At 68.9% G+C, this 16,923-nt stretch carries 13 protein-coding genes; 6 read left to right on the top strand and 7 right to left on the bottom strand.

The window, feature by feature from the left end; genetic code table 11:
• Window positions 1-75: 75 nt before the first annotated feature.
• Complete coding sequence (gene rpiA / locus GGQ96_RS13500; protein WP_184115582.1) at window positions 76-783, bottom strand: ribose-5-phosphate isomerase RpiA; 708 nt, start codon at window positions 781-783, stop codon at window positions 76-78.
• A 155-nt stretch (window positions 784-938) separates the two neighbouring features.
• Between rpiA and GGQ96_RS13505 the strand changes: the two genes are divergently transcribed.
• From GGQ96_RS13505 to GGQ96_RS13515, 3 genes are read left to right on the top strand one after another with little or no spacing between them, the layout of a single operon-like run.
• Window positions 939-2,150, top strand: coding sequence for an efflux RND transporter periplasmic adaptor subunit (locus GGQ96_RS13505; protein WP_184115584.1), 1,212 nt, complete (start codon window positions 939-941; stop codon window positions 2,148-2,150).
• Window positions 2,150-5,452 (top strand): multidrug efflux RND transporter permease subunit, encoded by a 3,303-nt coding sequence (locus GGQ96_RS13510; protein WP_184115586.1) that lies wholly within the window; start codon window positions 2,150-2,152, stop codon window positions 5,450-5,452. Before GGQ96_RS13505 ends, GGQ96_RS13510 begins: the two co-directional genes overlap by 1 nt.
• Window positions 5,449-7,029 (top strand): efflux transporter outer membrane subunit, encoded by a 1,581-nt coding sequence (locus GGQ96_RS13515; RefSeq protein ID WP_184115588.1) that lies wholly within the window; start codon window positions 5,449-5,451, stop codon window positions 7,027-7,029. Before GGQ96_RS13510 ends, GGQ96_RS13515 begins: the two co-directional genes overlap by 4 nt.
• Window positions 7,030-7,194: 165 nt before the next feature.
• On the opposite strand, the gene mtnP is transcribed toward GGQ96_RS13515, so the two are convergent.
• Window positions 7,195-8,061 carry an S-methyl-5'-thioadenosine phosphorylase gene (mtnP, locus tag GGQ96_RS13520; RefSeq protein ID WP_184115596.1) on the bottom strand — a complete coding sequence of 289 codons (867 nt, stop codon included), beginning with the start codon at window positions 8,059-8,061 and terminating at the stop codon, window positions 7,195-7,197.
• On the bottom strand, window positions 8,058-9,470 hold the full coding sequence (locus GGQ96_RS13525) for an amino acid permease (protein ID WP_184115812.1): 1,413 nt from the start codon (window positions 9,468-9,470) through the stop codon (window positions 8,058-8,060). Before GGQ96_RS13525 ends, mtnP begins: the two co-directional genes overlap by 4 nt.
• Before the next feature lie 173 nt (window positions 9,471-9,643).
• Between GGQ96_RS13525 and GGQ96_RS13530 the strand changes: the two genes are divergently transcribed.
• Entirely contained in the window at window positions 9,644-10,981 is a 1,338-nt protein-coding gene (locus GGQ96_RS13530) for an MFS transporter (protein ID WP_184115598.1), read from the top strand.
• 62 nt (window positions 10,982-11,043) lie between these two features.
• Window positions 11,044-12,207, top strand: a complete 1,164-nt coding sequence (locus GGQ96_RS13535; protein WP_184115600.1) for a glycoside hydrolase family 68 protein — start codon at window positions 11,044-11,046, stop codon at window positions 12,205-12,207.
• Here GGQ96_RS13535 and GGQ96_RS13540 read toward each other — a convergent pair.
• Complete coding sequence (locus GGQ96_RS13540) at window positions 12,152-12,826, bottom strand: DUF1349 domain-containing protein (RefSeq protein ID WP_221239962.1); 675 nt, start codon at window positions 12,824-12,826, stop codon at window positions 12,152-12,154. The two genes, GGQ96_RS13535 and GGQ96_RS13540, sit on opposite strands and share 56 nt — an antisense overlap.
• A 97-nt stretch (window positions 12,827-12,923) precedes the next feature.
• Between GGQ96_RS13540 and GGQ96_RS13545 the strand changes: the two genes are divergently transcribed.
• Window positions 12,924-13,475 carry a TetR/AcrR family transcriptional regulator gene (locus GGQ96_RS13545; protein ID WP_184115602.1) on the top strand — a complete coding sequence of 184 codons (552 nt, stop codon included), beginning with the start codon at window positions 12,924-12,926 and terminating at the stop codon, window positions 13,473-13,475.
• 4 nt (window positions 13,476-13,479) lie between these two features.
• Here GGQ96_RS13545 and GGQ96_RS13550 read toward each other — a convergent pair whose 3' ends face one another.
• The 3 genes from GGQ96_RS13550 to GGQ96_RS13560 all read right to left on the bottom strand — a co-directional run bounded on the left by GGQ96_RS13550 (window position 13,480) and on the right by GGQ96_RS13560 (window position 16,846).
• Window positions 13,480-14,013, bottom strand: coding sequence for a hypothetical protein (locus GGQ96_RS13550; RefSeq protein ID WP_184115604.1), 534 nt, complete (start codon window positions 14,011-14,013; stop codon window positions 13,480-13,482).
• A gap of 72 nt (window positions 14,014-14,085) precedes the next feature.
• A complete protein-coding gene (locus GGQ96_RS13555) occupies window positions 14,086-15,114 on the bottom strand; it encodes a LacI family DNA-binding transcriptional regulator (RefSeq protein ID WP_184115606.1) in 1,029 nt (342 codons plus the stop codon).
• Between the two features lie 91 nt (window positions 15,115-15,205).
• Entirely contained in the window at window positions 15,206-16,846 is a 1,641-nt protein-coding gene (locus tag GGQ96_RS13560) for an inorganic phosphate transporter (RefSeq protein ID WP_184115608.1), read from the bottom strand.
• Window positions 16,847-16,923 lie beyond the last annotated feature (77 nt).

Consider the following 16,923-nt stretch of genomic DNA (forward strand, 5'->3'; position numbering starts at 1 on the left):
CGCTTGGCAATTGAGGTGAACCGGTCGGTTGGCGGAACGCCCGTCCGCCGCACGGGTTGCGATGTAGCGCCGCTGTTAGCCCGTGACCAGCCGCCGTTCCATTCGCGTAACGACACCGCCGTCCGCGATATAGGCGGCATCGACCTCATTGAGGAACAGGCCGTGCCCAGCCACGCCCGGCACGCTGCCCAGCCAGGCGGCGATCCGGTCCCAGTCGGTAGAGGCCGCCCCGTCGCAGTCGATCACGATATTGCCGTTGTCGGTGGTATAGAGCCCGCCCTGTCCTTCCCGCGCGACGACCTCGGCGAACATCGGCCGCAACGCCGCCTCGACATAGCGGCGCGCGAAGGGCAGCACCTCGACCGGCAGCTTGGCGCCGGCGATCGTCTCGACCCGCTTGCGGCCGTCCGCGATCACCACCATCCGGTCGCTTGCGGCCGCGACCACCTTCTCGCGCAGCATCGCGCCGCCCGCGCCCTTCATCGCCCGGAACTGCGGATCGATCGCATCCGCCCCGTCGATCGTCAGGTCGACCCGCGCCACCTCCGCGAAGTCGCGCACAAGGATACCGACCGAGCGGGCGAGCGCCGCGCTAGCCTCCGACGTCGCCACCGCCTCGATCGCCAGCCTGGCGGCGCCGATCAGCCGGATCGCCTCCGCCGCCGTCGAGCCGGTGCCGAGGCCGACCAGCATGCCGGCTTGCACCTCGCATACTGCCGCCGCGGCTGCCACGCGCTTATCCTGCTCCGCCCGGGCGGGGTCGGCGAAAACTTTGTCACACATTGTCGCAAACAACCCCCCAGGGGTTGATCGGTATCCCCGACCTGCGCAAAATATGGCAGCCAAGGCAACCTTTTCAAAACCAGATGGTTTCCCGCCCGTTCCGGGCAGATCCATCCGGCCAACGAACGAAAGCGCACATCTTGCAGTCACAGGCAATGCGGCCTCGCGTCGCGGTCATCGCTCTGGCCATGGGTTTGGCGGCGTGCGGGGGCGGCGGAGAGTCTCAGCAGAAGGGCAAGGGCAAGAACGGCGGCCAACCCGGCCAGGGCACGCCCCAGGTCGGCTATGTCGTCGTCCAGCCCACCGATGCCGCGCTGGTGACCGAACTGGCAGGACGCACGACCGCCTTCGAGAGTTCCGACGTGCGCCCGCAGGTAACCGGCATCATCCGCCGCCGCCTGTTCAAGGAGGGCTCGATCGTGCAGCGCGGCCAGCCGCTCTACGAAATCGATCCGCGCCTGTACCGCGCCGCCGCCAATCAGGCCGCCGCCAACCTGCAAAGCGCGCAGGCCAACCGCGAAGCGGCTACGATCCTGGCGCAACGCTACAAGCCGCTCGCCGAAATCGAGGCGATCTCCAAGCAGGATTATACCAACGCGCTCGCCCAGGCGCGCCAAGCCGCCGCCTCCGTCGCCCAGACCCAGGCCGCGCTGGAGACTGCACGCATCAACCTGCAATTCACCACGGTGCCCGCGCCGATCAGCGGCCGGATCGGTCGTTCGCTGTTCACGGTCGGCGCGCTCGTCTCCTCGACCCAGACCGATCCGCTGGCGCAGATCCAGCGTCTCGACCCGATCTTCGTCGATATCCAGCAATCGGCCGGCGACATCCTGTCGCTGCGCCGGAGCTTGGCGAGCGGCGGCGTCGCGCCGACCCGTGCGCAGGTGCGCCTCAAGCTGCCCGACGGCAGCGATTATGGGCAGACCGGCACGATCGAGTTCGCCGAGGCGCTGGTCGACCCGACCACCGGCACCACGACGCTGCGCGCCCGCTTCCCGAATGCGCAGGGGCTGCTGACGCCGGGCATGTTCGTGCGCGCCAGCTTCGCCCAGGCGATTGATCGCCGCGCCTTCCTGGTCCCGCAGGCGGGCGTCAGCCGCGATCCGCAGGGCAACGCCACCGTCATCGTGGTCGGCCCCAACAACAAGGCGACGCAGAAGACTGTCACCGCCGAACGGACGCAAGGACCGAACTGGGTCGTCACCAAGGGCCTGTCCGAGGGCGACAAGATCATCGTCCAGGGCCTTGGCAAGCTACGCCCGGGCCAGACGGTGAAGCCGGTTCCCGCCAACACGCCGCAGAACGTCCAGGCCCCGCCCCAGGGTGAAGGCGGCGGCGGTGGCGCCGGCCAGCAGAAGGGCCGCTGATGCTCAGCCGCATCTTCATCGACCGTCCGATCTTCGCATGGGTGCTCGCGATCATCGTGATGCTCGCGGGCGTCGGCGGCATCCTGGGCCTACCGATCGCGCAATATCCCGACGTCGCTCCGCCCCAGGTGTCGATTCGCGCCACCTATCCGGGCGCGAACGCGCAGACGATCCAGAACAGCGTCACCCAAGTCGTCGAACAGACGCTGACCGGCATCGACGGACTGCTCTACTTCCAGTCCGCCTCGTCCAGTCGCGGTCAGGTGACGATCACCGTCACCTTCGCGAAGGGCACCGATCCGGACATCGCCCAGGTGCAGGTCCAGAACCAGGTGCAGCAGGCGCTGCCCCGCCTGCCCCAGCAGGTGCAGCAACAGGGCCTGATCGTCCGCAAGTCGAACCCCGACTTCCTGCTCGTCGCCGCCGTCTACGATACCACCGACCGAACCACCAATCGCGACGTGTCGGATTACCTGACCTCCTCGCTGCAGGACCCGCTCGGCCGGACGCCCGGCGTCGGCGACACCAATGTGTTCGGCTCGCAATATGCGATGCGGATCTGGCTCGATCCCAACAAGCTGAACGCCTACCAGCTCATCCCGTCGGACGTGGTCCAGGCGATCCAGACCCAGAACACCGAAGTCGCGGCGGGCGAACTGGGTGGCCAGCCCTCCGGCCCCAACCAGTATCTGAACGCGGTCGTCACCGCCCAGTCACGCCTCCAGACGCCCGAGCAGTTCCGCAATATCCTCCTCAAGACCACCAATGACGGCGCGGCCGTGCGCATCAAGGATGTGGGATGGGTCGAGCTGGGCGCGGAAAGCTACGCCGCGCTCAGCCGCGTCAACGCGCATCCGGGCGCCGGCATCGCCGTGCTGCTGGCGCCGGGCGCCGACGCGCTGAAGACCGCCGAGCTGGTCAAGGCGCAGGTGGCCGAGAGCGCCAAGTCCTTCCCGGCGGGCTACGAATATACCTTCGTCAACGACTCGACCGAGTTCATCAAGCTGTCGATCGAGGAGGTGGTGAAGACGCTGATCGAAGCGATCATCCTGGTCGTCATCGTCATGTTCGTCTTCCTGCAAAGCTGGCGCGCGACGCTGGTGCCGGCGATCGCGGTGCCAGTGGTGTTGCTCGGCACCTTCGCGGTCTTCTATCTCGCCGGCTTCTCGATCAATACGCTGACCCTGTTCGGCCTGGTGCTCGCCATCGGCCTGCTGGTCGACGACGCGATCGTCGTGGTTGAGAATGTCGAGCGGCTGCTGGAGGAGAATCCGGGCATGTCGCCGCGCGAGGCGACGATCCAGTCGATGGACGAGATCACCGTCGCGCTGATCGCGATCGCGCTGGTGCTGTCGGCGGTGTTCCTGCCCATGGCGTTCTTCGGCGGCTCGACGGGCGTGATCTACCGCCAGTTCTCGCTGACCATCGTTTCGGCGATGATCCTGTCGGTGCTGGTCGCGCTGATCCTGTCGCCGGCCCTCACCGCGACGCTGCTCAAGCAGAAGAAGCACGACGAGAGCGGCGATCCGATCGACGACAGCTTCCTCGGCCGCCGCTTCCCCAGGATCGCACATGGCCTGGAGCGCGCCCGCGACGGGTTCAACCACGGCTTCGACCGGGCGAGCGATCGCTATGTCGGCGCGGTCAAGACGATCGTCGCGCGCAAATGGCTGTGGCTGGGCATCTATGTCGTGGTCGTCGCGGTGCTGGCGCTGCTGTTCCTGCGCCTGCCGACCGGCTTCCTGCCGACCGAGGATCAGGGTATCGGCATCGTCCAGTTCCAGCTTCCCCCCGGCTCGACCCAGAACCGCACGTTCGAGGTGCAGAAGGAGGTCGAGAAATATTTCCTGACCAACGAGAGCAAGAACATCGCGACCGCCTTTTCGGTCAGCGGCATCGGTGGCGGCGGCGCGCCGGGCGGTCAGAATACCGGCCTGGGGTTCGTCGCCCTGAAGAACTGGTCGGAGCGCGAGGGCAAGGAGAACAGCGCCGACGCGATCACCGGCCGGGCCTCGGCCGCGTTCAGCAACCTGCGCGACGCTCAGGTCTATGCGCTGGTGCCGCCGGCGGTGCGTGGTCTTGGCCAGTCCAACGGCTTCACCATCGAGCTGCAGAACACCAGCGGCATGAGCATCGAGAAGTTCGAGGCCGCGCGCGACAAGCTGCTCGCCGCCGCCGCCGCCGAGCCGTCGCTGGTCGGCGTCCGCCTGACCGAGCTGCCCGACGTGCCGACGCTGCACGTCGATGTCGACCCGCAGAAGCTCGCCAGCTTCGGCCTGACCCAGGCGAACGTCAACGCGACGCTGTCGGCCGCCTGGGGCGGTCAATATGTCAACGACTTTCTCGATCGCGGCCGCGTGAAGCGCGTGTTCGTGCAGGGCGACGCGCCGTTCCGGTCCAAGCCGTCCGACCTGGACCAGTGGTTCGTGCGGGGCACGCAGGGTCAGATGGTGCCCTTCTCGTCTTTCGCCACCACCGGCTGGCAGAAGGCGCCCGTGTCGCTGTCGCGGTTCAACGGCATCCAGTCCTATGAATTCCAGGGATCGGCCGCACCGGGGCAGAGCTCGGGCCAGGCGCTGGAGACGATGCGGCGGCTGGCCGGACAGATCCCCGGCACCTCGGTGGCGCTCGCTGGCCTGTCCTATCAGGAGGATGTTTCCTCGGGCCAGGCGCCGATCCTCTACGGCCTGTCGATCCTGGTCGTCTTTCTGTGCCTGGCGGCGCTGTATGAGAGCTGGTCGATCCCGTTTGCGGTGCTGCTCATCATCCCGCTGGGGCTGATCGGCGCGATCGCCTTCGTCACGCTGCGTGGCCTCACCAACGACGTCTATCTCCAGATCGGTCTGCTGACGACGATGGGGCTGGCGGCCAAGAACGCGATCCTGATGATCGAGTTCGCCGAACAGGCCGAGCGGCAGGGCAAGCGGGTGCTGGATGCGGCGCTGGAGGCGGCGAAGATCCGGCTGCGGCCCATCCTGATGACCAGCTTCGCCTTCATCTTCGGCGTGCTGCCGCTGGCCATTTCGACCGGTGCGGGCGCCAACAGCCGCATCGCGATCGGTACGGCGGTCATCGGGGGCATGTTGTCCGCGACCTTCCTGGCGATCTTCTACATCCCCTTGTTCTTCGTGCTGGTCCGGCGCGGCGTGCGCGACGGCCTGGCCAGGCTGCGCGGGCGTCCCACCGGCCACCAGGGCAAGGACGATGACCATGGCGATGGCGACACGCCCTATGGCCCGCCCCGGCCGCAAGGGCCGCAAGGGCCGCATCAGCCCCATCAGACCCGACCGGAACCCGCATGATGCGCAACGTCCCCCTGCTGCTCGCGACCGTCGCGCTGTCGGCATGCAGCCTGGCCCCCAAATATGAGCGCGCGGAACTGCCGGTGCCGCCGAGCTGGCCGGTGGGCGACGCCTATCTGCGCCAGCAGGAGGCGTCGCTGCCCGCGATCACCTATCCGCAGGTGTTCACCGATCAGCGGCTCCAGACCCTGATCGGGCAGGCCCTGGCCAATAATCGCGACCTGCGCATCGCGGTCGCCAATATCGAGGCGGCGCGCGCGCAATATCGGGTGCAGCGCGCCAGCCTGTTGCCGCAGGTCGCGGCGACCGGCCGCTACAGCTATCAGGGCGGCGGCAATGGTGCGACCAATCTTGCGGGCGGCGGCACGGGCACCGGCGGCACCGGGACGGGTGGAACGGGCACGGGCGGCACCGGCGATCCGACCGGGGGCGGCACCGGCGGAACGGGCGGAGGCAATAATGGCGGCACGATCGCCACCACCTCGCGCTCGGGCAGCGCCTGGTCGGTGGGGCTCGGCACCACCGCTTTCGAACTCGACCTGTTCGGCCGCGTCCGCAGCCTGAGCCGCGCCGCGCTGGATCGATATTTCGCGACCGAGGCCGGCGCGCGCGCGACCCGGCTGACGCTGGTCGGCGACATCGCCGATGCGTGGCTGACCTATGCCGCCGACCAGAGCCTCTATCGGATCGCCAACGACACCGCCGTCAATGCGCGGCGCATCGTCCAGCTCACACAGGCGCGGCTGGAGGGCGGCATCGCGCCGCGCACCGACCTGACCCAGGCACAGCAGGTGCTCGCCACCGCCGAGGCCGACCTTGCCCAGCAACGCACGCTGGTGGCGCAGGACGTCAACGCGCTGCAACTGCTGGTCGGCGCGCCCTTCGACGAGAGGCTGCTGCCTGGCCCGATCGAGGAGGTCGCGGGCAGCATCGCCGCCCTGCCGGCCGGGCTGGACAGTTCGATCCTGCTCCGCCGCCCGGACGTGGTGCAGGCTGAATATCAGCTTCGCGCCTACAATGCGGAGATCGGCGCGGCGCGCGCGGCGCTGTTCCCGCGCATCTCGCTGACCGGGCTGGTCGGATTCGCGTCCACCGCGTTGTCGTCGCTCTTCACCGGCGACGCGTTCAACTATTCGGTCGCGCCCAACGTCAGCTATCCGATCTTCCAGGCCGGGGCGGGCCGCGCGAACGTCCGCTATACCGAGGCGCAGCGCGACGCGGCGCTCGCCAGCTACGAGCGGACGATCCAGTCCGCCTTCCGCGACACCGCCGATGCGCTGGCCCGGCAGGGCACGATCGCCGACCAGCTCGCCGCGAACCGTCGGCTGGTGAACGCCAATGCCGAAACGCTGCGGCTGACCGCCGCCGCCTATCGCGGTGGCGTGACGCCGTTCCTCAACACGCTGGACGCGCAGCGGACGCTCTACACGGCGCAGCGCTCGCTGATCTCGACCTTGTTCACCAGCGCGTCGAACCGGGTGGCGATCTATCGCGCGATCGGGGGCGATTCCTCGCTGGAGGCGACGGCGGACGGCCCCCGACCGGTCACGCCGTCTGGTGCGCCGCGGGCGGGCTAAGGGTTGGGTTCACGCGAAGAAGCCGCTTTTTGCACGCGGAGGCGCGGAGGCGAGGACTAGTATTTCGGCGCAACCGCTTCTCTCATCACTCGCTCGCGGGCGTGAAGCGGCGCTTGCGCGCAGGATGAGCTTCTCTGCCCCTCCGTGCCTCGGCGTGGACGAAACTCAGCGGAATGCCCGCCCCGCCACCGCGCCCAGCTTCGCGATCATCGCCGCCGCGCGCGCGTGCGGCGGCGTGATGATCGCCTGGTCCAGCACCGTGTCGATCGGTGAAGCCGGCCGCGCCTGGGGCAGCGCCAAGAGCAGGCGACGCACCGTCTCACGCGCCAGCGCGGTGTTCGCCCCGACCTGCGCCAGCACCTGCGTCACGTCGACCGCCGCCTCCTCCTCGCGCCAGGCGTCATAATCGGTGACCATCGCGATCAGCGCATAGGGCAGCTCCGCCTCGCGGGCGAGCTTGGCCTCGGGCATCGCGGTCATGCCGATCACGTCCGCGCCCCATTGCCGGTAGAGCCGGCTCTCGGCGCGGGTGGAGAAGGCCGGCCCCTCCATCGCCAGATAGGTCCCGCCGTCCATCACCGCCGCGCCTACCCCGCGTGCCGCCGCCGCCGCCAGGGCGGACAGGCGGGGGCAGACCGGATCGGCCATGGAGACGTGCGCGACCAGCCCGGTGCCGAAGAAGCTTTCCGCCCGCCCCCGGGTCCGATCGATGAACTGGTCGACGATCGTGAAACTGCCGGGCGCGCGATCCTCTCGCAGCGACCCGACCGAGGAAATGGCGAGCAGGTCGGTGACCCCCAGCCGCTTCAGCGCGTCGATATTGGCGCGCGCGTTGATCTCGCCCGGCGCGATGCGATGGCCCCGGCCGTGGCGCGGCAGGAAGGCGATACGGGCATGGCCGATCCGCCCGGTCAGGATGGCGGCGGACGGCTGGCCCCAGGGGCTCTCGACCTGCTGCCAGCGCGCCTCCTCCAGCCCGTCGATCTGGTACAGGCCGGAGCCGCCCAGGATGCCGATCGTCCAGCCGCTCAAGCGACGCGCCGCCGCGCATAGAGGAAATAGACCGCCAGCCCGACCAGGTTCCAGCCCAGGAACCAGAGCTGCGTCCGCGTCGGCAGGCTGACGAATAGATAGAGGCAGCCCAGGATCGCGCCCGCGCCGACCAGCCAGGCGGCCGGCGTGCGGAACGGCCGCGCCATGTCGGGCGCGCGGCGGCGCATCACCAGCATGCAGACGGCCACCGCGACGAAGGCGGTCAGCGTGCCGGCATTGGCGAGCGCGGCGATGGCGTCGATCGGCAGGACGCCGGCGAAGATCATGACCAGCAGCGCGGTGAAGACGGTGATCCGCACCGGCGTGCCGCGCCGCGACACCTTGGCTAGGCCTTCTGGCAACAACCGGTCGCGCGCCATGACGAAGAAGATGCGGCTCTGCCCATAGAGGAAGGCGAGGATCACGGTCGGCAGCGCGATCACCGCCGAGCCCGCCAAAAAGGCCGCGACGCCCGGTCGGCCAAGCTCGCGCAGGATCAGCGCCAGCGGCTCCGGGCTCGATCCGAAGCGGGTGAAGGGCAGCGCCCCGACCGCCGCGATCGCCACGACCATATAGATGACGATGCAGGCGAGCATCGACCCGACGATGCCGATCGCCAGGTCGCGGCCCGGATTCTTCGCCTCCTCCGCCGCCGTCGAGATCGCATCGAAGCCGTAAAAGGCGAAGAAGATGATCGCGGCCGCCGCCATCACCCCCCGCTCGACGCCGTCCGGTGACATCGCCTTGGCGAAGCCGAAGGGCGAGAAGGGCGTGAGGTTGGCAGTGTCGAAATAGGGCAAGGCCACGACGACGAACACGGCCAGCGCGATCATCTTGACCACCACCAGCACCGCGTTGATCGTGGCGCTTTCGCGCGTGCCGAGCGTTAGCAAGCCGGCGACCAGCGCGACGATGACCAGCGCGGGCACGTTGATGCCCCACTGGCTGATGTGGCCGTCGACCAGCGCCGGACCGTGGGTCAGCGCCTCGGGCAGATGCACGCCTAGGCCAAGCAGGAAGCCATTGGCATAACCTGACCAGCCGACCGCGACGGTCGCGACCACCAGCGTATATTCGGCCAGCAGGCTCCACCCCACGACCCAGGCGATCACCTCGCCAAGCACGGCATAGCTATAGGTATAGGCGCTGCCCGACACCGGCATCATCGTCGCCATCTCGGCATAGGCGAGCGCGGCGCAGGCGCAAATCCCGCCGGCGATGGCGAAGGACAGGATCACCGCCGGCCCGGCTCTGTCGGCACCGACGCCGATCAGCGTCAGGATGCCGGTGCCGACGATCGCGCCGACGCCCAGCGCCACCAGGTGCGGCCAGGACAAGGTCCGGGCCAATTGCTGCTTCGCTTCCGGCAGCGCGATCGCCTTGCGCCGGAAAATGCCAGACCCCGCCATCATGCTCCCCATATCGATCTATGCTGTCCGCTACACGCGGATCGGCACGACGGAAAGCGGGCGCGGCGTCGACACGTCCCTCGGGCCATCATTGCAATCGATTGTTGCAATGTGCCGCGTGGGTTGCCATGATGCCCGAAGAGCCGCCGACAAGCGGCCGAGAGGATCATCGGATGCACGCCCCCGCCGCCAAGCCCCATCTGTCCCTGCCGCGTATCCTGGAAATGAACCTGGGGTTCCTGGGACTGCAATTTTCCTTCGGCCTGCAACAGGGCAACATGGCGCCGATCTACAGCTATCTCGGCGCGTCGGAGGCGTCGCTGCCGGTGCTGCAGCTTGCGGGACCGATCACCGGGCTGCTCGTCCAGCCGCTGATCGGGGCGCTGAGCGATCGGACCTACAGTCGCTGGGGCCGGCGCACCCCCTATTTCTTGTTCGGCGCGGTGCTGTGCGCGATCGGCCTGTTCTTCATGCCGCTGAGCAGTTCGCTGCTGATGGCGGTCTCGATGCTGTGGATCCTCGACGCCGGCAACAACATCACGATGGAGCCGTACCGCGCCTATGTCTCCGACCGGTTGAACGCCGACCAGCACCAGATCGGCTTCCTGACGCAGTCCGCCTTCACCGGATTGGCTCAGATGCTCGCTTTCCTGACGCCGTCGCTGCTCGTCCTGTTCGGCATGAACCAGGACTGGGTCGACGCGCATAACATTCCCTATACGGCGCGCTTCACGTTCATGGCCGGAGCGGTGCTGAGCTTCGCGACGATCCTCTGGTCGATCCGGCGCGTGCCCGAACTGCCGCTGACCCCGGACGAGCGGGCGCATATCGCCGCCCAGCCCAAGGGGCTGGCTCCGGCGGTGGCGGAAATTGGCCGCGCGATCCGCGACATGCCGGTGGCGATGCGCAAGCTGGCGCTGATGAGCCTGTTCCAATGGTATGCCATGGCGGCCTATTGGGCATATGTCATCTACGTCATCGGCCGCTCGGTCTATGGCACCGATGTGCCGACATCGTCCGGTTTCCATTCCGCCGTGCTGACCAATGGCGAGATGGCCGCCTTCTACAATGGCGTGGCCTTCGTCGCGGCCTTCGCGATGGTGCCCCTCGCCCGGCGGCTGGGCGCGGCGACGCTGCACGCACTGTGTCTGGTTGTCGCGGGGGCGGGCATGTTGTGGCTGCCGCATGTCACGACCAAGGCGATGCTGTTCCTGCCCGCGATCGGCATCGGCCTGGGCTGGGCGAGCATCATGGGCAATCCCTATGTCATCCTCGCCGGCTCGATCCCGCCCGAGCGGACCGGCGTGTACATGGGCATCTTCAACATGATGATCGTCATTCCCATGCTGCTGCTCGCGGCCACCCTGCCCTTCGTCTACCAGCCGCTGCTCGCGGGCGACCCGCGCAACGTGCTGAGCCTGTGCGGCGTGCTGATGTTCGCGGCCGCCGCCGCCGTCTGGTCGGTGCGCAGCCGCGATGCGCAAGGCTTGCCGCTTCGCGCGACGCCCTGACCACCCGCCGCCCTTCCTGTCCTTCCTGTCCTTCCTGTCCTTCCTCCGTCATTGGATGTCGCATGTCTTCACTGCCTGCCCATTGGTCCGCCGAGTGCGCGGCGCTGGCCGCCGATCAACCGAGCGCCGCCCTGCCCGTCATTCGCGCCGCGGACCTGATCCCGGTGCTGCCCGACCGCGACGTCTGGGACATGTGGCCGATCGCCTATGCCGATGGCCGCACCGCCTGTATCGAGGGGCGAAGCTGGTGGTTCTTCCTCGACGCGCCACGCTGCGACGATCCCGACGACCGGCACGACCTGGCGCGCATCCGCCTGACCAGCCTGGGCGCGGATGGCTGGCGCGACCATGGCGACGCCTTTCCGGACGGCTTTTCCCCCGGCAATCGCGAATGGTCGGGCTCGGCGGTGCTGGCCGGGGACGATCGCACCCTCACCCTCTATTTCACCGCCGCCGGACGGCGCGGGGGGGGCCCTCGGTTCGAGCAGCGGCTGTTCGAGGCGCAAGGATTGTTCGCCGATGGCGCCCTGCGCGACTGGACCGCGCCGCAGGAGTCGGTCGCCGCGGACGGCGTGGACTATGTCGTCGCCGACGAGGCGGACGCGCCTGCCCATGGCATCAAGGGGTTCCGCGATCCCGGCTTCTTCCGCGACCCCGCCGACGGCCGCGACTATCTGCTGTTCGTCGGCTCGGCCGGCTGGACCAGCGAGCGGATCGACGGCGTCATCGGCCTCGCCCGGCGCGACGGCGGCGCGTGGCGGCTGCAGCGACCGCTGGTCGATGCGGTCGGGGTCAACAGCGAGCTGGAGCGGCCGCATATCGTCGTGCGGGACGGCCTCTATTATCTGTTCTGGTCGACCCAGGCGAAGCGCTTCGCCCCCGGCCTGGGCGCGCCGACCGGGTTGTACGGCATGGTCGGGGACTCGCTGGCGGGACCGTGGCGGCCGCTCAACGGCAGCGGGCTGGTCGCGGCCAATCCGGCCGTCGAACCGTTCCAGGCCTATTGCTGGTGGGTCACGGGCGAGCTGGACGTGATCAGCTTCGCCGATGTCTGGGGCCTGGAGGGTCGCGCGCCCGACGACGCCGCCACCCGCCGCGCCCGGTTCGGCGGCACCGTCGCGCCCTGGTTCCGGCTGGCGCTGGCGGGCGAGACGGCGACGATCGTGCCGGTCAGCTCAGATCATGCAGGTCCTTGTTCAGCGGCGGCGTCAGCGACCAGTCGCTGAACCGCACCGCCAGCCCGGCGCGCTCCGGCGTGCAGGCCATCGGCCCGACCCGGTAGTGGGCGGCGTCGGGGAACGGCGCCAGCCGCACCAGCGGCCAATGCCGCCCGCCCGACGATACCTGGAGCCGCAACACGCCCTTCGCCACCGTGGCGCGCATCCAGAAGTCGCGCGCGTCGCCCGCATAGGGGCCAGTCGCCCAGTCCGACCGGCCGTCGGTCAGCACGCTGCTCAGCATCGCGCGGCCATCGGACAATTCGATCCCCGCCTTGACCCAGCGCTGCGCGTCCAACCGCACCATGATGCCGGCCTGGTCATAGAGCGTCTGATAATCGCCCCGGATGCGGAGCTGCGCGGTGAAGGCGTCGCCCGTCTCGAAGCCCAGGAAATGGCCGCTGTCGCGCGTGAAGCCATAATGGGTTTCGCGCCAGAAATCGCCGCCCTTGTCCGTGACGATGGCCAGCATGTCACCGCTGGCGGCCACCCGCCCCGGCCGGTTGAGCCACACCCCCGATGCCCAGGGACCATCGGCCGCATCGGCTTGGCCCGCACCGGCCACGCCCAGCACCGCCCCCGTGGCCAGCGTGCCGCCGATCATCCCCCGTCTCGTCATCGCGTCCATAGATCCCTTTCCCGGATGGCCGGATCGCCATCCTGCGCTATGCTGGGGAAAATATGTACATTTGTACACATCGTGCAATCGGGATCGCGCCTTCGTCATGACCAATCCGCCGCCCCGCCGCCGGGTCGATCCCGATCGTCGCCGCCGGATCATCGACGCGACGATCGCGGTGATCGAGGCAGAGGGCGTCGCGGCGACCACCCATCGTCGCATCGCCGCTGCCGCCGGGGTGCCGCTGGGCTCCCTCACCTATCATTTCGCCGGGCTGGACGCGCTGCTCCGCGCTGCCTTCGAGCAGGTGGCGGCGGCGAGTTCGGACGGCGTGCTGGCGCGGCTGGAACAGGCGGAGACGCGCGAACAGGCGATCGCCGCGACGGTCGACGTCATCGCCGGCAATCTCTGGTCGACGCCGCAGACGCTGCTGCTCAGCTACGAGCTCTATGCCTATGCCGCGCGACATCCGGCCATCGCGGCGATCATGCGCGGCTGGATGGCGCGGAGCCGGGCGGCGCTCGGCCGACATTTCGATCCACTCACCGCACGCGCGATCGATGCCTTGATCGAGGGGATCGGCATCCACAATTCGGTCGATCCCGAGCCGCTGACGCCCGAACAGATCGAGGTGGTGATCCGCCGGGTCGCCGGATGACGCCCTATCGGTAGAAATACCAGCCGACAGCCGCCAGCAGCGCGATCGCGCACCAGCCGCCCTGGGCGCGCACCAGATAGACGAAACCGACCAGCCCGCTCGCCGCCAGCGCCGCCAGGGCAAAGGGCGGCTCGACGATCCGCTCCAGCAGCAGCGCGCCGCCGACCAGGTTCGCCGCCGCATTCACCGCGATCCAACCATAGGAGGGCCAAATTCCGATCGATCCCCCCAGTGGCAGCTTGATCGTCGCATAGCCGCGCATCGAACCCGGAAACAGATCGGCGGAGAGGTGGAGGCCGATACCCAGCCCCAGCCCCGCCGCCACCGGCCAGGTCCGAAGGTCGAGCAGCGCCACAGCCGCCGGCAGGACGCTGTGGACCAGCGCGCTGCGATGGCCGAGCCTCAGCGGGGTGTCCAGGTCGGGCAGCCGCGTCCCGGCTGCCGCCGCCAGCACCACCGTCGCCGCCATCACCCAGGGACCGTCACCGCCGGCAAAGGCCAGGATCACCGCGAGCAGAAGATAAAGGGATGCCGCCATGCCGCGCGGCTAATCCTTCGTACCCGCTTTGTCCAATCCGGGGAACAAAAGCGGCCCATTTTGGTCCGCCTTTCAGGCGGTGTCGCGCTCCACCAGCAGCGGTCGCATCTCCACAGAGGGTGCGTCGCGGCCGTCGATGCGAGCGAACAGGGCCTCGACCATCGCCTTGGCCCCGGTCGGCAGGTCCTGCCGCACGGTGGTGATGCGCGGCACCATATATTCGGCGAAGGGCAGATCGTCGAAACCGGTGATCGCCAGGTCGTCGGGCACGCGCAGGCCCCGGTCGGTCAGGTCGCGCACCGCCCGCATCGCGATCAGGTCCGACGCGGCGGCGATGCCGTCGACCTGCCCCGCGATCCGGTCGAGATGCGCGGCGATTTCGCCCGCCATGCCGTCCGAGGCCAGATGCGTGTCGAGCTGCAGGGGTGGCGCCAGCCCTGCGACGGCCGCCGCCGCGCACAGGCCGCGATGCCGCTCGGCGATTTCCGGCGAGCGGAGCTCGCCGAGAAAGGCGAGCCGCCGGCAACCGCGTGCGATCAGCCGTGCGCCGACCAGCCGGCCGCCCTCGAAATTGTCGACGCCGACCGCGCAGTGATGCTGACCGGGCAAGGTGCTGCCCCAGACCACCAGGGGCCGATAGCGTGCGGCGACGCGCTCGATCGCGTCGAACTGGTCCGACTGGCCGATCACCAGCACGCCGTCGAGCATCCCCGAGGTGACGATCCGCTCTAGCCAGTCGTCCGCATCCGGAATGACGCGCGACAGCATCAGATCGTACCCGCGCTCGGTGAGCGCATCGGCCAGCGGCCCGAGCAGGCTCATGAAAAACGGGTCGGACAGATGCTGGCGGCGCTCATGCCCGAGCGGCACGACGACGCCGATCAGCCCGGTCTGCTGGGTGCGAAGCCGCCGCGCCATCTGGTTGGGGCGGAACTGGTGCTGCGCTGCCAGTTCCTCGATCCGGCGGCGCGTGTCGTCGTTGACGACGGACTTGCCCGCGAGCGCGCGCGACACGGTGCCGGCGGACACGCCCGCCAGCCGGGCGAGGTCGTTGATCGTACGGACCGGTCCGGTCGCGGGCGGGCTGTCAGTCTGTTCCATGGCGATGGCGCCCTTGTTCCACGATCGCCGCGCAAAGGGAAGACACGGACAGGGCTACTGTCGCATAACGAGAAAATCGGCTCGCCGGTGCTTACAGCCCGAAGGCGTGGGCAAGGCTCAACAGCGCGCAGTAGAGCGTCCCCGACAGCAGCATCGCCGCCGGCAGCGTCAGCACCCAGGCCAGTACCATGTTGCGCACCGTGCGCGCCTGCAACCCCGCGCCGTTCGCCACCGAGGCGCCAGCGACGCCCGACGACAGGATGTGCGTGGTCGATACCGGCATCCCGAACCGGACCGCCAAGAGGATCGTCGAGGCCGCGACCAGCTCCGCCGCCGCGCCCATGCCATAGGTCAGATGCGTCTTGCCGATCCGCTCGCCCACCGTGACGACGATCCGCCGCCAGCCGACCATCGTGCCCAGCCCCAGCGCCAGCGCCACCGACACCTTCACCCAACCGGGGATGTAGCGGGTGCCGTCCTGCAGCTTCTTGCCATAGGCGTCCACGGCATCCAGCTCGGCGGCGGTCATCACCGCGCGGGTCCGCGGCGCCTGCTTGGCGAGGGCCGAGGCGTCGAGCACCAGATACATGTCGTTGCGCAGGTTGGGCGTCTCCGCCGCCGGCACCTGCCCGAGCGATCCGAACGCGGCGATCCGCTGGCTGACATCGTCGGACAAGGCCGCCAGCGCCGCGAAGGTGCGGGCACCCTCGACATGGCGAAGGCGCAGCGCGTCGGTCAGCGCGATCCGCGCCGCCGCCGGATCGGGCGACAGACCCTGCGCCTGGCGACGGAACGCCAGTTCGGCCGCGTCGGCGGCGCGGAGGAAGGCGGGGGTCTCCTGCGCCGGCAGCGTGCGGTTCAGCGCATAGGCAGTGGGCGCGCAGCCGATCAGGATCAGCATGATCAGCCCCATGCCCTTCTGACCGTCATTGTTGCCATGCGCGAAGCTGACCGCGGTGCAGGTGAAGATCAACAGCGCGCGGATTCCCCGGGGCGGCGGCCGGTCGCCCTGGGGCTCGGCATAAAGCGTCGGGTCCGGCGCAAGCCGCTTCATCACCAGGAGCAGCATGAACGCCGCGACGAAGCCGATCAGGGGGCTGACCAGCAGGGCCGACATGACCTTGCGCACCTGCTCCCAGTCGAGCCCCGCGGTACCGCTGCCGCCCGCCAGCATCTGGTTAGCGACGCCGACGCCCAGGATGGAGCCGATCAGCGCGTGGCTCGACGAATTGGGCAACCCCACTGCCCAGGTGGCGAGGTTCCAGCCGACCGCCGCGAGCAGCAGCGCGAAGATCATCGCATAGCCGCCGGCACTGCCGACATGCAGCACCAGGTCGACCGGCAGCAGCGTGATGATCGAGTAGGCGACCGCGCCCGAGGAGACGAGCACCCCCAGGAAGTTGAAGACACCGGACCAGACGACCGCGAGCGGCGCGGGCATGGCATGCGTATAGATGACGGTCGCCACCGCATTGGCGGTGTCGTGGAAGCCGTTCACGAACTCGAACCCGAGCGCGATGACCAGCGCCAGCCCCAGGAACAGCAGCGCGCCCATTGCCAAGCGCTCGCCGACCATGGCGGTATCGTCGACGATGCTGATCCCCGCATAGGCCAGGCCGCCGATCACCAGCGCGGCGAAGATCCAGCGGCCCGCCGGATGCAGGCTGGCGTCGAGATGCGGACCGCGAACCCGGGATTCGGTTTCGCCGCCGGTCAGTACGGAAGTGGCCATCCCCCGCCTATCGCGAGGTCGTGCGACAGTTTGATGACGTTTCCGTGACGTGCGAGTGCGTTATCCGAAAATTAACG

Source organism: Sphingomonas abaci, assembly GCF_014199625.1.
In the GTDB taxonomy this organism is placed as follows: Bacteria; Pseudomonadota; Alphaproteobacteria; order Sphingomonadales; family Sphingomonadaceae; genus Sphingomonas; species Sphingomonas abaci.

What these genes read in the sequence shown, in the direction of transcription:
- GGQ96_RS13505 (WP_184115584.1), top strand. Translation starts at nt 939, where the DNA reads ATGCGGCCTCGCGTCGCGGTCATCGCTCTGGCCATGGGTTTGGCGGCG.
- GGQ96_RS13515 (WP_184115588.1), top strand. Translation starts at nt 5,449, where the DNA reads ATGATGCGCAACGTCCCCCTGCTGCTCGCGACCGTCGCGCTGTCGGCA.
- GGQ96_RS13550 (WP_184115604.1), bottom strand. Translation starts at nt 14,013, where the DNA reads ATGGCGGCATCCCTTTATCTTCTGCTCGCGGTGATCCTGGCCTTTGCC.
- rpiA (WP_184115582.1), bottom strand. Translation starts at nt 783, where the DNA reads ATGTGTGACAAAGTTTTCGCCGACCCCGCCCGGGCGGAGCAGGATAAG.
- GGQ96_RS13530 (WP_184115598.1), top strand. Translation starts at nt 9,644, where the DNA reads ATGCACGCCCCCGCCGCCAAGCCCCATCTGTCCCTGCCGCGTATCCTG.
- GGQ96_RS13540 (WP_221239962.1), bottom strand. Translation starts at nt 12,826, where the DNA reads ATGGACGCGATGACGAGACGGGGGATGATCGGCGGCACGCTGGCCACG.
- GGQ96_RS13535 (WP_184115600.1), top strand. Translation starts at nt 11,044, where the DNA reads ATGTCTTCACTGCCTGCCCATTGGTCCGCCGAGTGCGCGGCGCTGGCC.
- GGQ96_RS13525 (WP_184115812.1), bottom strand. Translation starts at nt 9,470, where the DNA reads ATGGCGGGGTCTGGCATTTTCCGGCGCAAGGCGATCGCGCTGCCGGAA.
- GGQ96_RS13555 (WP_184115606.1), bottom strand. Translation starts at nt 15,114, where the DNA reads ATGGAACAGACTGACAGCCCGCCCGCGACCGGACCGGTCCGTACGATC.
- GGQ96_RS13510 (WP_184115586.1), top strand. Translation starts at nt 2,150, where the DNA reads ATGCTCAGCCGCATCTTCATCGACCGTCCGATCTTCGCATGGGTGCTC.
- GGQ96_RS13560 (WP_184115608.1), bottom strand. Translation starts at nt 16,846, where the DNA reads ATGGCCACTTCCGTACTGACCGGCGGCGAAACCGAATCCCGGGTTCGC.
- GGQ96_RS13545 (WP_184115602.1), top strand. Translation starts at nt 12,924, where the DNA reads ATGACCAATCCGCCGCCCCGCCGCCGGGTCGATCCCGATCGTCGCCGC.